The 14,509-nt window shown below is 31.8% G+C and carries 15 protein-coding genes; 7 read left to right on the forward strand and 8 right to left on the reverse strand.

Annotated features, from left to right (window positions below):
- Positions 1–188: 188 nt before the first annotated feature.
- The 5 genes from prmA to BTO05_RS05380 form a co-directional block, all read right to left on the reverse strand.
- Entirely contained in the window at positions 189–1,025 is an 837-nt protein-coding gene (prmA, locus tag BTO05_RS05360; RefSeq protein ID WP_087491672.1) for a 50S ribosomal protein L11 methyltransferase, read from the reverse strand.
- Positions 1,026–1,156: 131 nt separating this feature from the next.
- On the reverse strand, positions 1,157–1,906 hold the full coding sequence (tpiA, locus tag BTO05_RS05365) for a triose-phosphate isomerase (RefSeq protein ID WP_087491673.1): 750 nt from the start codon (positions 1,904–1,906) through the stop codon (positions 1,157–1,159).
- Positions 1,907–1,989: 83 nt separating this feature from the next.
- The gene (locus BTO05_RS05370; RefSeq protein WP_087491674.1) at positions 1,990–3,066 is read right to left on the reverse strand and encodes an ABC transporter permease; all 1,077 of its coding nucleotides are present in this window, start codon (positions 3,064–3,066) and stop codon (positions 1,990–1,992) included.
- A gap of 1 nt (position 3,067) precedes the next feature.
- Positions 3,068–4,402 (reverse strand): BT_3928 family protein, encoded by a 1,335-nt coding sequence (locus BTO05_RS05375; protein WP_087491675.1) that lies wholly within the window; start codon positions 4,400–4,402, stop codon positions 3,068–3,070.
- Positions 4,403–4,408: 6 nt separating this feature from the next.
- On the reverse strand, positions 4,409–4,951 hold the full coding sequence (locus BTO05_RS05380; protein ID WP_087491676.1) for a DUF1599 domain-containing protein: 543 nt from the start codon (positions 4,949–4,951) through the stop codon (positions 4,409–4,411).
- 95 nt (positions 4,952–5,046) lie between these two features.
- On the opposite strand from BTO05_RS05380, the gene folP reads away from it, so the two are divergent.
- The 5 genes from folP to BTO05_RS05405 are packed head-to-tail and all read left to right on the forward strand — an operon-like array spanning position 5,047 to position 8,977.
- Complete coding sequence (folP, locus tag BTO05_RS05385) at positions 5,047–5,874, forward strand: dihydropteroate synthase (RefSeq protein WP_087491677.1); 828 nt, start codon at positions 5,047–5,049, stop codon at positions 5,872–5,874.
- Positions 5,875–6,534 (forward strand): hypothetical protein, encoded by a 660-nt coding sequence (locus BTO05_RS05390; RefSeq protein WP_087491678.1) that lies wholly within the window; start codon positions 5,875–5,877, stop codon positions 6,532–6,534.
- A 36-nt stretch (positions 6,535–6,570) separates the two neighbouring features.
- On the forward strand, positions 6,571–7,353 hold the full coding sequence (gene cdaA / locus BTO05_RS05395; RefSeq protein ID WP_087491679.1) for a diadenylate cyclase CdaA: 783 nt from the start codon (positions 6,571–6,573) through the stop codon (positions 7,351–7,353).
- A complete protein-coding gene (locus BTO05_RS05400; RefSeq protein ID WP_087491680.1) occupies positions 7,353–8,141 on the forward strand; it encodes a DUF3667 domain-containing protein in 789 nt (262 codons plus the stop codon). Before cdaA ends, BTO05_RS05400 begins: the two co-directional genes overlap by 1 nt.
- Before the next feature lie 2 nt (positions 8,142–8,143).
- Positions 8,144–8,977: a DUF3667 domain-containing protein gene (locus tag BTO05_RS05405; RefSeq protein ID WP_087491681.1), complete on the forward strand. Its 834-nt coding sequence runs from the start codon at positions 8,144–8,146 to the stop codon at positions 8,975–8,977.
- Here the strand turns inward: BTO05_RS05405 and BTO05_RS05410 are convergent.
- The gene (locus BTO05_RS05410) at positions 8,974–10,743 is read right to left on the reverse strand and encodes an ABC transporter ATP-binding protein (RefSeq protein WP_087491682.1); all 1,770 of its coding nucleotides are present in this window, start codon (positions 10,741–10,743) and stop codon (positions 8,974–8,976) included. The genes BTO05_RS05405 and BTO05_RS05410 overlap by 4 nt on opposite strands.
- A 23-nt stretch (positions 10,744–10,766) precedes the next feature.
- Positions 10,767–11,519 (reverse strand): tRNA pseudouridine(38-40) synthase TruA, encoded by a 753-nt coding sequence (truA, locus tag BTO05_RS05415; RefSeq protein ID WP_087491683.1) that lies wholly within the window; start codon positions 11,517–11,519, stop codon positions 10,767–10,769.
- A gap of 80 nt (positions 11,520–11,599) precedes the next feature.
- Here truA and BTO05_RS05420 point away from each other — a divergent pair, with 80 nt between their 5' ends.
- Positions 11,600–12,094, forward strand: coding sequence for a metallophosphoesterase family protein (locus BTO05_RS05420; RefSeq protein ID WP_087491684.1), 495 nt, complete (start codon positions 11,600–11,602; stop codon positions 12,092–12,094).
- A 59-nt stretch (positions 12,095–12,153) separates the two neighbouring features.
- Here the strand turns inward: BTO05_RS05420 and BTO05_RS05425 are convergent, their stop codons facing one another.
- Positions 12,154–12,564 (reverse strand): DUF4293 domain-containing protein, encoded by a 411-nt coding sequence (locus BTO05_RS05425; RefSeq protein ID WP_087491685.1) that lies wholly within the window; start codon positions 12,562–12,564, stop codon positions 12,154–12,156.
- 213 nt (positions 12,565–12,777) lie between these two features.
- Between BTO05_RS05425 and rho the strand changes: the two genes are divergently transcribed.
- Positions 12,778–14,445, forward strand: coding sequence for a transcription termination factor Rho (gene rho / locus BTO05_RS05430; RefSeq protein WP_087491686.1), 1,668 nt, complete (start codon positions 12,778–12,780; stop codon positions 14,443–14,445).
- The last annotated feature ends 64 nt before the right edge of the window (positions 14,446–14,509 follow it).

The following is a 14,509-nucleotide window of genomic DNA, read 5'->3' on the forward strand; positions in this document are numbered from 1 at the left end:
GGAAGGTTAGCGAGTCATCAATTAATGCTCTTAAATAGTTCCTAAAAGTGAATAATATTATCTCTTCTAAATTACATCTAGAAAACGAGAAAGTGTTACGGAAAAACCGCATATTTTTAACAATTCCTTAACTTTTTAGTTAAAATTATAAGCAGTTAATCGATAACAAACAAAAATGTTAAAAAGTGTTAATTATTAAACATTAAAGAAGCCCAATTATTTCTAATAATTTTGTCATTAAGATGCAATGAGTTTTTGGCACACTCAGCTTCAATAATTGAAATATCGTCTTCATAAAAACCGCTTAAAAAGAGATAGCCATTTTTATTTAAAGATTTTGCATATTTAGATATATCAGCTAACAGAATATTACGATTAATATTCGCTATAATGATATCGTAGTTTTTTTCATCTAGAAGCTTAACATCACCTTCATAAACTGAAATTTTATTACAGTCGTTTCGCTCTACATTTTCTAAACTGTTTATATAGCACCAATTATCAATGTCTATAGCATCTAGCTTATTGGCACCAACTTTTTCTGCTAAGATTGCTAAAACACCGGTTCCACAACCCATATCTAAAACCGATTTATCTTTAAAATCATTTTTTAGAATATGCTGAATCATCATATGCGTCGTTTCATGATGTCCAGTACCAAAACTCATTTTTGGTTCTATAACCAAATCATATGCAGTTTCGGGCTTATCATGAAAAGGTGCGCGAACTGTAACTTGATTATCTACAACTATTGGCTTAAAGTTCTTCTCCCATTCAGCATTCCAATTGGTTTGCTCAATTTCATTAAATTCAAAAGTAATTTGAAATTCATCAGAATCTAAAACTTGAATATTATCTAAAACATCTGTGTGCCATTCTTCTTTTTGAATGTATGCTGTAACACCGTCTTGATTTTCTACAAAACTCTCAAAACCAGCATAACCTAATTCCGCAATTAGAATTTCAACAGCTGGTTGTAAAGGTGAAACTTTAAACTCGTAACCTATATAAATTGTGTTTGACATTTTAACCTAAATTTTGGTCATTTCGAAGTGAGAATTTATTCGATTGAGAAATCTCATAATTTCGAAAATAGTTTTATGTGAGATTCCTCGTCGCTGCGCTCTGTCGGAATGACAAATTTTATTTTTTTAAATCAAAATGCATTAACGATTGCAAAGAAATCTTCCGCTTTTAGTGATGCACCACCAATCAAACCACCATCTACGTCTGGTTTTGAAAAAATCTCTTTGGCATTGTTTGGTTTTACGCTTCCGCCATAAAGGATAGAAACACTGTCAGCAACTTTATCTCCATACTTACTAGCTAATGTTTTACGTATAAAAGCGTGCATGTCTTGAGCTTGGTCAGGGCTTGCTGTTTCGCCAGTACCGATTGCCCAAACTGGCTCATAAGCCAATACAATATTTTTATAAGCATCAGCATCTAAATGGAATAATGCATTCTCAATTTGGCTACCAACAATAACCTCTTCGTTACCAGATTTTCTATCTGCTAATTCTTCTCCAAAACAAAAGATAACACGTAAATTATTAGCTAAAGCAGCATCTACCTTTTTAGCTAGAGATGTATCTGTTTCGTTAAAATAAGCACGACGCTCGCTATGCCCTAATATTACCGTTTTTACACCAATACTTTTAAGCATACCTGCACTGACTTCACCAGTATATGCGCCGTCTTCTGCAAAATGCATGTTCTGTGCAATAACTTCAATATCATCTTGTCTTAGTGACTGAAATGCTTGCCAAAGATTTGTATAGCTTGGAGCTATCATTACCTCAGCATTTGAGGTTTGATTTTGTTTTTTTAAATCAGAAATCAACGATTGTGTTTGTGACAAACCGTTATTCATTTTCCAGTTACCGGCAACTATATGTTTTCTCATGATATTGATGTATTGAATCTTATTTTAGAATTACAAAAGTAAGCGTTTAAAGTCGAAGTTTTATTGACAAATCTCATGTATTACTACGTGAGTTTAACTCGTGGGTCAAGCATAGCATATATCATATCAACTAGTATATTAATAATAATAAAACTTGTAGCAATAACTAATACTGCACCCATAATAACAGGTAAGTCCAAAGTATTTAATGCATTTACAATCTCTTTTCCAAGGCCATTCCACCCAAAAATATATTCTACAAAAACAGCACCAGCAAGCATAGAAGCAAACCAACCAGAAATTGCAGTTACTACAGGATTTAAAGCATTTTTAATTGCATGGTTTTTTATAATCTGAAACTCACTCAAGCCTTTTGCTCTGGCCGTACGAACGTAATCTTGATTCATCACTTCAAGTAATGAGTTTCTCATGAGTTGAATAATTACAGCCAAAGGTCTAATACCTAAAACAATTGCTGGCAGAATCAGATTTTTCCATTTAATGTTTACAGTTTCCCCAAAATCATCAAGCTCGTAAAGACTACCTGTCATTTCTAAATTTGTGTATTTATGTAATACAAAACCAAATAACCAAGCAAACAAAATGGCACTAAAAAAAGAAGGAACACTCATTCCTAATGTGCTGAAAACTTGAATACTTCTATCAATCCAAGTATCCTTTTTCAACGCCGAAATCACGCCAAAAATCAATCCTAAAATCATAGCAATAATTATTGCCGATACTGCTAAAACAAATGTATTTGGTAAGGTCTCGCCAATGACTTGACTTACTTTTTTCCCTTGTTTTGCAAATGACGCTCTTAAGTAAGGTAATTTGATTGCAGTTGTAGTTTTACTAATAGTGAATAATCTTAAACCTGAATATTTATTATCATCAAAATAAGTATAATCTTCTGTTTTAGTAGAATGAAATGATATTGGCGATAAATCGTTTAGATAATACAAGTATTGAGTTCCAAGAGGTTTATCAAAGCCATACTTCTTTTTTACAGCTTCGACCTGCTCTGCTGTTTGATTTTGTCCTAGCATCATTTTTGCTGGGTCACCAGGTAAAACGGTAAACAATAAAAATATAACTGTAACTACTCCTACTAATGTAAGAACTGCATAAAAGATTTTATTTAGTAAGTAGTTGAGCAGACTATTGATTTTCTTTTAAAATTATTTCTACCAAAGAAGTGTAATTAGTTTTATCCACTGAATTTATTGAATCTAAGAGCCTTTTAACTACTTCTTTATCTTTATAAACATATACTTCTTCTATGTTCTCTTCTGCAATTGAATTCGAAGCTTCTATAGTAGAAATTTTTCCGTCAATTACATATACAGTTCCATCATCTTTTTTTGCAATTATATCTCTTTCAGACTCTGGAATTTCTTTAAGCTGAATATCTTCAATATCATTCCAATGTACTTTATTAACCACTGTTCCGTTTTCAAGGATAAAAATCCCAGGGTTTGCACGCACAATTGTTTTTACCACTTTTTCATCACACAAATAGGTTTCAAAATTTAAATTATAGTCTGCTTTTAGTTGCTGCTTAGCTTCATTACCTGAGGCTGATAATCCAATTACCGTATAACCTTTTTTGATAGCATCGTCCGTAAAGTTTTTTAGCTTTAACAAACCTTCTTTTTCAGAATTATAAACATTATACATTGTAACCATCACAAGATTATCCTTCTCTAAGAAATAATTAGTCAAATCTTCCTCATCTGATTCAATTGTAAAATCTTGAATTGAAGGAATATAACCTGCATCAATCTCCTTGGTTTCGACACCGATATATTCGCCACCTTCAACATTAGGGTAACTTCCGTTAGTAACAAATTCTTGTTCTTCGCCGTTAACTTTAAAAGTCCACGTATATTCTATTATTGGTTTAGCTGCATCTTCTGGGATTGCCATTTCATCCTGCAAATTATTACCAATCTTATAGGCTCTAAAATCTATTGCTGGCAAATGCATCAATACATGGTAAGCAAACCAAAGCGAAACAATAAAACTCAACAAGGAAATAATTGAATTTGGTAAACTTTTGAAAATTGGTTTTATATACTTTCTTCCAATATATAACACAAGTATTAAAACTAGAAGTACAACATCTTTAGTAAAACTCTCCCATGGTGTTAATTTTAAAGCATCACCGAAACATCCACAGTCTTTTACTTTATCAAAATACGCCGAATAAAACGTTAGGAATGTAAAAAATACTATCATTCCTAAAAGCATCCAAATTGTAAATTTTTTCTTGTAACCAATTAATAAAAACACACCCAGAACGACTTCTAAGACTACTACAAATACAGAAATAGCTAATGCATAAGGCTCTAAAAACGGAATATTTAAAACGTCTGAACTAAAATATTCTTGTAGTTTATAAGAAAAACCAAGAGGGTCATTAAGTTTTATAAATCCTGATATGATAAATAAAACACCAACAAAAATTCTACAAATTTGAACTATGTATTTCATACTTTTCTATTTTCCTTCACCTAAGTGAATCATTGCAAAAACTGCGTAATTAATCATATCTTGATAGTTGGCGTCAATACCTTCACTCACAATTGTTTTGCCAGCATTATCTTCAATTTGTTTAACTCGTAATAATTTCTGTAAAATCAAATCTGTTAGGCTACTAACACGCATATCTCGCCATGCTTCGCCATAATCATGATTTTTATCCAACATTAGTTGTTTTGTTATACCAATATTTTGGTCGTAAAGTTCAGTAGCTTCTTTAGTGTCCATATCTGGCTGTTCGACAACACCTTTTTCGAGTTGCACTAAAGCCATGACACAGTAATTTATAATCCCGATAAACTCACTTACTTCTCCTTCATCTACCTTTCTAACATCGTTTTGTTGCAAACTACGTATACGCTGCGCTTTTATAAAGATTTGATCAGTTAAAGATGGTAATCTCAAAATTCGCCATGCACTTCCGTAATCACTCATTTTGTTTATAAATAAGCTTCGACATTTGGCAATTACCGCATCGTATTCTTTGGACGTATTAGACATTCGTTTCCTATTATTTTTGCGTAAATTTCGCATAAATAAATCAGAAGTTCAAAGTTTTTGGAATTTGGTTTTTAACAATTGAAAATAAACGATTTATGACAATCAATTGCAAAGGGCGACTTATAGATATATCACAACCTAAAGTCATGGGTGTTTTGAATGTTACACCAGATTCGTTTTATGATGGCGGTAGCTATAAAGATAAAGCAGATATACTGAGACAAGTAGAAAAAATCTTGACTGAAGGTGCAACTTTTATTGATGTTGGTGGCTACAGTTCGCGTCCTGGTGCTGATTTTGTTTCTGAAGAAGAAGAGTCAAATCGTGTGCTACCTGTTATTGAATTAATATTAAAAGAATTTCCTGAAGCCTTAATCTCCATCGATACATTTAGAAGTCAAGTAGCCAAAAAATCTATTGAAACTGGTGCCGCATTGATTAATGATATTTCAGCAGGAAAACTAGACAACAAAATGATTGAGACTGTTGGTAAACTTGGTGTACCATACATTATGATGCATATGCGAGGTAATCCAAAAACTATGCAACAACAAACTAATTACGAAGATTTAGTCAAAGATGTTATTAGTTATTTTGGTGAACGAATAGCAGAAGCCCATAAAGCAAAAATTAACGATATTATTATTGACCCAGGTTTTGGTTTCGCAAAAACACTTGAACAAAATTTTAATCTGTTGAATAAAATGGACTTACTTAAAATAACAGACAAACCCATTTTAGCAGGTGTTTCCAGAAAATCAATGATTTACAAAACTTTAAACGCAACAGCAAAAGAAGCTTTGAATGGCACAACTGCTCTGAATATGATGGCTTTAGAAAATGGTGCATCTATACTACGCGTACATGATGTCAAAGAAGCTATGGAATGTATAACACTGTTTAACAAACTAAAATCCAACTAAATGCGGTATTTATCTTTTTTAATTATTCTTGTTTTATTTAGTTGTGATACTAAAAAAGTTATTCAACTTCCGGAAATTGAAAACACTGAAATAACTGAGGTTCTTGATGTTTCTCCAGCTTATATATTTTATGATGAAACTCAACCAGACTCCACATTATTCAATAGAAAAAATCTTATAAGTACTACCAATTGGTTGGTCAATGTAGACAAACGATTGACACTTAAACAAGCCATACCGCATATACAATACCTGCAGAACAAACGCAAAAAGGCTAGTATGCATAAAAATGAAAATGCTAGAAACTACTTTACCTGTAATGATACTAGTATTGAAAATTTAGGATTTTTGGAGTTTACGGATGTCGCCTTTTATTTTGGAGACAACAACTTGCAATCTAAATATGAAAACATTGATTCTTGCTGGATAACTTTTGAAAGTTTAAATCTAGTTACTACATCTTCTTCTTTAGACTTTAATTTCGAGTTTTCGAAAAAAAACTTTACACATGCTTTAGAAATACTTAAACAAGAATGTGATGAATCATCCAAAATCTTACTCTTTTTTAGTTCAAATATGAGTTATCAAGATTATATAAAAATAAAAAGTCAAGTAATCTCATTTGAAACTATTATATCAAATAATGAATTCTTTTATTAAACCTAATTTGTTAAATTAGCACAAAACCACTAACCTTTGAGCGACATTAATCTTTTCGATTTTAGACTAATAGACTTTGTTGATGTCTTTCTGGTGGCTATTCTGCTCTATTATATTTACAAATTAGTTAGAGGTACTGTTGCTATAAACATCTTTATAGGTATACTTATTATTTACTTAGTTTGGGTAGTTACTGATTACCTAAACATGCATCTACTCTATCGTATTGTCGATGGTTTCATGAAGGTTGGTATTATAGCCTTGATTGTGGTTTTTCAGCCAGAAATCAGAAAGTTTTTACTCATGGTTGGATCTACTAACCTGTCTGGTAAACGTCGTATTTTCAAAAACTTTAAATTTTTAAATAGCGATACAGAAACTACTAATGATGTCGAAGCTATAGTAAATGCTTGTGTAAAAATGGGAGCTTCAAACACTGGTGCTTTAATTGTTATTGAGCGTAACAATAATCTAGATTTTTTGACCAATACTGGTGATGAGATGAACATTACAGTATCACAACCCATCTTAGAAAGTATCTTTTTTAAAAATAGTCCGTTACACGATGGCGCTTTAATTATAGATAACAATATTATAAAAGCAACACGAGTTATTTTACCTGTAAATAATGAAGTTACCATACCAAAACGTTTTGGTTTAAGACATCGTGCAGCATTAGGTATTACTGAAAAAACAGATGCTTTAGCATTAGTTGTAAGTGAAGAAACGGGTAGTATTTCTTATGTGAAAAATGCAGAGTTTGTGATGTACAAAACCAAAGAAGAATTGGTAGATAAGATTAAGAAAGATTTGATCTAATGGTTTGTAAAAATTGCAATAAACAACTCTTAGATACACAAAAATTCTGTGATGAATGTGGTGCTAAAGTCATACAAAACAGGCTTACTCCAAAAATTCTAACACAACAAATAAATGAAGAATTTATATCTATTGATAATAAATTTTTAAGAACGTTTATTGGTCTTTTCAAAAGACCAGAAAATGTTATTAATGGATACATTTATGGTACAAGAAAAAAATATATAAACGTGCTTCAGTATTTTGCAATTGGTTTGACATTAGCAGGAATTCAGTTTTATATAATGAAAACGTTTTTTATCGAACAATTAGAAAACCCTTTTCAATTCACTGGAGAATTAAAAGAAAGTAATGAATCTACCCAAAAAACTATAGAAAGATTCATTGGAGATGGTGGGAATTTTCAAAGCTTAACCTATATATTAAGTGTCCCTTTTTCTGCGGTTGGCACATGGTTAACCTATAAATTTACTGGCTTCAAAAAATTTAATTTCACTGAACATGTCGTAATTAACCTCTACTATTCTGCACAAGTCATTATTACCTCATCCATTCTTTATATTATAGCAAGTGCTGTAGGTATTAATTTTTTAGTTTCTTCTATACTTATATCTCTTATTATATTTTTTTACCAAGCTTATGTTTTTAAAAGAGTAACAAATCATAGTAGTTTAGAATCTATTGCACGAATCATAGTTTCTTATTTTGTCGTTGGTATTCAAGTTATAATACTTTTAATGATTTTCTTTTTAGTTGCCATTATACTAAAAACTACTAATATTATTTAATAATGAATTGTAAAAACTGTAAAACAGAATTAAGCATTGATAGTAGCTACTGTAATACTTGTGGTGGTCGTGTGGTGCGAAATAGATTGACTTTCAGAAATTTATTTGAACACATCACTGAGACTTTTTTCAATTTTGACAATAAACTATTAAGAACATTTATCGATTTATTTACAAAACCAGAACGTGTTATAGCTGGTTATATCTCTGGAGTTAGAAGACAATACGTTAACCCAATAAGCTACTTGGCATTAGTATTAACTATTGGTGGATTATATATAATTATTCTCAATAAGTTTTTCCCAGATGCATTGGCAGGAATGTCAAATCCCTATGGAGTAAAAGGTCAGGAGGAAGCAGTTAAGAACAGTATGTCTATAATGAGTGAATATTACTCTATAGTTATGGTACTTTTTGTCCCTGTTTATGCTTTATTTTCCAGATTAGTTTTTATCAATAGAAAAGAATATAACTATACTGAGCATATTGTAATGGCAATGTACATTATTGCCCAATATTCTTTAATAAGTTCAATTTTGAATATTGTATGTTTAGTTTGTGGCATAAATGCTACAATACTTGGCTTGTTTTCAATCTTTTTCCAGGTTGGTTTTTTCGCATATTGTTACAAGCGTATCTACAAGATATCTGCAGCAGGTATGATTTTAAGAACATTATTCTTTTTAGGCATATTAGCTGTGATAATGGTATTACTTATAATCGCTGGTGTTGTTTTTGCTATGATTTTTAAAGATAATCCAGCAGTTATTGAGTTTATGGAATCTCAAAAAGCCATATACGAGAGTCAACTTCCTGTAAAAGACTCTATCAATTAGACAACTTCTGCCTTCAAAAATTGTACTTCATAAAGATTACGGTAATACCCATCTTCTTTTTCAAGAAGTGTTTTGTGATTACCAATTTCGACAATTTGCCCAGCATCCATAACTATAATTTTGTCTGCTTGCTGAATAGTTGCTAAACGATGTGCAATAATTATAGATGTTCGACCTTCTGTTATTTTATCGGTTGCATCTTGCATCAATTGCTCAGAATACGAATCTACAGAAGAAGTTGCTTCGTCTAAAATAAGAATACTAGGATTGGTCATATAAGCTCGTAAAAACGAAATTAATTGACGTTGCCCTGATGATAACATCACACCACGTTCCTTTACATTATAGTGATAGCCATTTGGTAGACCAGAAATAAAATCATGAATACCAATAGCTTTTGCTGCAGCAATAACGTCTGCTTCTGATATATTAGGATTATTTAGTGTAATATTATTTAGAATAGTATCTGCAAATAGAAAAACGTCTTGTAGAACAACAGCAATTTGTTCTCTTAATGAGTTTAAAGAAAACTTTTCAATATTAGTTCCATCTACAGCAATTTCACCAGAATCTATATCATAAAAACGATTTAGTAAGTTAATGATAGTAGATTTTCCTGCACCAGTGGCACCAACAATCGCTATTGTTTCTCCAGAATTTACATCTAGCGATACGCTTTTAAGCACCTCTTCGCCTTTGACATAAGAAAAACGAACATCTTTAAACGACAAATCACCCTTAAAATGTGCTGCTTCTAATTGCCCTTTATCATTAATTTGAGACTCAGTATCCAAAACTTTAAATACACGATCCGCGGCTACCATACCCATTTGAAGCGTATTAAACTTATTTGCGATTTGATTTAATGGTCTAAATAACATCGGAATAAACATCGTAAAGGAAACGAGTTGTCCAAGTGTTGTTATTGAGTTCTCTCCAATTATATTATAACCACCAACAAGTATAATAGTAGCTAAAGTTACAGAGGATAAAAATTCGGCTATTGGAAAGAAAATAGAGTTATACCAAACGGTTTTTAACCATCCTTTTTTGTGACGCTCGTTAATTTTTGTAAAGTTTTTGTATTCAGTCTTTTCTCTAGTAAAAAGCTGAAGAATCTTCATACCAGTAACGCGTTCTTGTACAAAAGAATTAAGGTTAGAGACTTCGGTACGCACATCTTCGAATGCACGCTTCATATAACGCTGAAAGATTTTAGTAGCAAAAACTATTAGTGGTAAGGTTACAAAAACAATCAAACTCAACTTAGCATTAATGTAAAGCATTACGCCTGCTACGACAACCATTTTTAGTATATCACTAAAAATCATAAATAAGCCTTGCCCAAAAATATCGGCAATACGCTCCATGTCAGTTACAGCTCTTGTTATCAAAACACCTACCGAAGACTTATCATAGTAAGTCATTTTAAATTTAAGCATATGCTTAAATAACTTTACTCTAATATCTTTTACAACAGATTGACCCAACCAACTAGCATAATAAATAAAAAGTAATTGACACACTACCTCTAATACCAAAAGGGTAATCATTATCATTACGTAAAACATAAAACCATCATACACTCTTGGTGTTATGTTTACATCAATAGCTTCTTTTAAAACATATGGTCGTGCGGCACCAAAAACAGCTAATCCTATGACACAGATTAAAGACAAAATAAATACCAAACGATATGGTTTTATATAACCTATTAAGCGTTTAAATAAACTAATGTCAAATATTTTTTTTTGGTTTTCTGCCATTTATGCTGAATTTATTTCAGTATCTATTTATTATTTGCTTGTATGGATTCAGGATATAAAACTTCAGTCAAATATAAGCCTTTTGCAGGCACTGAAAATCCAGCTTCACTCCTATCTTTTGATGCTATAATACGATGCATATCTTCAACTTTTGCTTTCCCCAAACCAATAGTAACTAATGTACCTACAATAGCTCTAACCATATTTCGTAAAAAGCGATCTGCACTTATAGTAAAAATCAACATATCATTGTCTTGTTTCCACTGCGCATATTCAATCTTACAATTATAAGTCTTAACATCAGTATTACTTTTTGAAAAACACTGAAAATCCTGATACTCCAATAAGATATCAGCTGCTTCATTCATTTTTTGTACATCTAAATTCTGATGCATATAATGTGAATAATCAAATAGAAAGACGTTTTTCTTCAAACTAATTTTGTAATCATAGCTACGCTTTACAGCATGAAAACGCGTATGTGCATCGTCATTAACTCTAAAAATAGATTGAATGGCTATATCCTTTGGTAAAAATGAGTTAAGCTTAAATGTTAGATTTTGAGTATCAATAATTTTATCTACATCAAAATGTGCGAACATCTGAGATGCATGAACACCTGTGTCGGTACGACCTGCACCTGTGATACTCACCTGAATATTCAATACTATTGATAGCGCCTCTTGAATAGTCTCTTGAACCGTGACTGCATTAGGCTGAATCTGCCAACCATGATAAGCACCTCCATTATATGACAATTGAATAAAATACCTCAAAAACCTTTATTTTTGCTTTTAAAAGCAACAAAGATAACTGTTTTTACTGCTAAAGAAATACTAAAAATTAAAGATAAGATTTGAAAAGAATTCTACTTCTATCAGACACACATAGTCATATTGATAAGAAAATTCTAAAATATGTACAGCAAGCTGATGAAGTCTGGCATGCAGGAGATATCGGAGATTTAAAAGTGACAGATGCCATTAAAGAATTAAGACCACTCAGAGCCGTTTATGGTAATATTGACGACGCAAAGGCTAGAGCAGAATATCCCGAACACAGTCGTTTTATGTGTGAGGACGTAGACGTGTGGATAACTCATATAGGTGGTTACCCTCCAAATTATAATATTAGAGTAAGAGAAGAGTTACTCCTAAATCCTCCACGACTTTTTATTTGCGGGCATTCTCATATTCTAAAAGTAATGCCAGATAAAAAACTTAATCTATTACACATGAATCCTGGAGCTGCTGGAACACATGGATTTCATAAAGTTAGAACCATGCTTAGATTTACTATTGACGGTAAAAAGATTGATAATCTTGAAGTCATTGAATTTCCAAGAAAATAAAAACCTCGAAGTTTTCACTTCGAGGTTTTTCGCACTAATACTACTAAGATTTTAGGTGTTTATCGTAATCTATCTACAGATTTTACAAGATCCTCGTCCTTTTTTATTGCCTTATTTGCTAAGACTAAAAACACGATAGAAAAAATAGGAAGAATCATCCCAATACCTTTCTCAGAAACCAAAGTTTCTCCAGATAAACTTAGAGACTGATACACGAACACTCCTAGTAAAATAAAGTTTAATATTATATTAAGTCGTCCCAAAACAAATTGAGACTTTCTATTTTTAAAACTAAATATCGATATCAAAGATAACAATGCAGAACCTAAAAACAAGCCTAAATACAAGTAGTTATCTTTGGCAAACACAAGTCCCTGATTTATATCTGTATACAAATCAAATACAAAAATCAAACCTGCCGAAATCCCAAAAGCAATTAGTAAATAGAGAGTTTGTATACGTTGAATCATTGTTATTCTTATAATTAAAGCACAAAATTAGCAGTTTATTTTTAAATGATATACCTAATTTTAAATAAAAATTGTATTATTGCAGTAGTGCTTTAGCAATCAAATTGTTGCAAAGCACCTCTTCCGATTTAATTTCTCATTTTCTTTTATTGTATTTCATTAGAAAATTTTAAATAATCAAACCCATTATTATAATTCTATACACTCATATTAATGTTTGAAATTTCACAGTTAAAAGCAAAAAAACTACCTGAATTACAGGAGATTGCTAAACAACTAAAAGTACCAAAGTACCGTTCTTTAAAAAAGCTAGACTTGGTTTATCAAATCCTAGATTACCAAGCAGCAAATCCTGCTGCGGTTAAAGCTGTTACCAAAGAAGACAATAAACCTTCTGAAGAAAAAACTGAACAAAAGCAACCGCAACAGCGCCAAAAAAGAGCACGTGTTCAAAAACCTCAACAAGAGAAAAAAGAACAACAAAAAATGGATTTTGAGGATAAATCTTCTAATGTAAAAGCTGAAGATAATTCTAATACTAAGCCTCAAAAGCACTCAAAAGATTTAAAGGATTCAAAAGATTCTAGAAACGACAATAAGCAACCTCAAAAAAAGGATGACAACCGTCGTAATCAAAATCAAAATAAAAATCAGAATCAGAAAAACGATAATAACAATCGTAACAAAAATCATAACAAAAATCATAATCATAAAAACAATGGCAATAAGGATAACAGAAATCGTTACCGTGAGCCAGATTTTGAATTTGATGCAATTATCGAAAGTGAAGGTGTCTTAGATGTGATGCAAGACGGTTATGGTTTTTTAAGATCCTCAGATTATAACTACCTAACTTCACCAGATGATATTTATGTATCGCAATCACAAATTCGTTTGTTTGGATTAAAAGTCGGTGATACTGTTTTAGGGCAAGTAAGACCTCCAAAAGAAGGTGAAAAGTATTTTCCTTTAATCAAGGTTAGTAAAATCAATGGACAAAGTCCGCAGGTTGTAAGAGACCGTGTTGCTTTTGAACATTTAACACCATTATTTCCGAAAGAGAAATTTAATATTGCTGAAAAGCAATCTACAATTTCGACTCGTATTATGGATTTGTTTGCACCTATTGGTAAAGGACAACGTGGTATGATTGTATCGCAACCTAAAACGGGTAAAACGATGTTACTAAAGGATGTTGCAAATGCAATTGCAGCTAATCATCCTGAAGTGTATCAAATGATTCTATTGATTGATGAACGTCCTGAAGAAGTTACTGATATGCAACGTAATGTTCGCGGCGAAGTCATTGCCTCTACTTTTGATAAAGAAGCACATGAGCATGTAAAGATTGCAAATATTGTATTAGAAAAAGCAAAGCGTTTGGTAGAATGTGGTCACGATGTGGTTATTTTATTAGATTCTATAACGCGTTTAGCAAGAGCATATAACTCCGTACAGCCAGCATCAGGTAAAATATTATCTGGTGGTGTAGATGCGAACGCGCTACACAAACCAAAGCGTTTCTTTGGTGCTGCACGAAATATAGAAAATGGTGGTTCGCTTACAATTATTGCTACAGCATTGACAGAAACAGGCTCTAAAATGGATGAAGTAATTTTTGAGGAATTTAAAGGTACTGGTAACATGGAACTTCAGTTAGATCGTAAGATTAGTAACCGTCGTATTTTCCCTGCTATTGACTTAACATCTTCTAGCACACGTCGTGATGACATATTATTAGATGCAAATACAATACAACGTATGTGGGTAATGCGCAAATACCTAGCAGATATGAACCCAGTTGAAGCTATGGAGTTTATTAACGACCGATTTAAACAAACTAAAAACAACGAAGAGTTTTTAATTTCTATGAATAGCTAAAAACTTAAGTTTTATACTATAAAAAAGCCTTTGAAGAAATTCAAAGGCTTTTTTTATTTTAGAT

The sequence above is a fragment of the Winogradskyella sp. PC-19 genome, from assembly GCF_002163855.1.
Lineage (GTDB): Bacteria > Bacteroidota > Bacteroidia > Flavobacteriales > Flavobacteriaceae > Winogradskyella.

Coding starts and splice junctions, on each gene's coding strand:
- BTO05_RS05410 (WP_087491682.1), bottom strand. CDS start 10,743: ATGGCAGAAAACCAAAAAAAAATATTTGACATTAGTTTATTTAAACGC.
- BTO05_RS05380 (WP_087491676.1), bottom strand. CDS start 4,951: ATGTCTAATACGTCCAAAGAATACGATGCGGTAATTGCCAAATGTCGA.
- prmA (WP_087491672.1), bottom strand. CDS start 1,025: ATGTCAAACACAATTTATATAGGTTACGAGTTTAAAGTTTCACCTTTA.
- rho (WP_087491686.1), top strand. CDS start 12,778: ATGTTTGAAATTTCACAGTTAAAAGCAAAAAAACTACCTGAATTACAG.
- BTO05_RS05425 (WP_087491685.1), bottom strand. CDS start 12,564: ATGATTCAACGTATACAAACTCTCTATTTACTAATTGCTTTTGGGATT.
- tpiA (WP_087491673.1), bottom strand. CDS start 1,906: ATGAGAAAACATATAGTTGCCGGTAACTGGAAAATGAATAACGGTTTG.
- BTO05_RS05405 (WP_087491681.1), top strand. CDS start 8,144: ATGAATTGTAAAAACTGTAAAACAGAATTAAGCATTGATAGTAGCTAC.
- folP (WP_087491677.1), top strand. CDS start 5,047: ATGACAATCAATTGCAAAGGGCGACTTATAGATATATCACAACCTAAA.
- BTO05_RS05400 (WP_087491680.1), top strand. CDS start 7,353: ATGGTTTGTAAAAATTGCAATAAACAACTCTTAGATACACAAAAATTC.
- BTO05_RS05390 (WP_087491678.1), top strand. CDS start 5,875: ATGCGGTATTTATCTTTTTTAATTATTCTTGTTTTATTTAGTTGTGAT.
- BTO05_RS05375 (WP_087491675.1), bottom strand. CDS start 4,402: ATGAAATACATAGTTCAAATTTGTAGAATTTTTGTTGGTGTTTTATTT.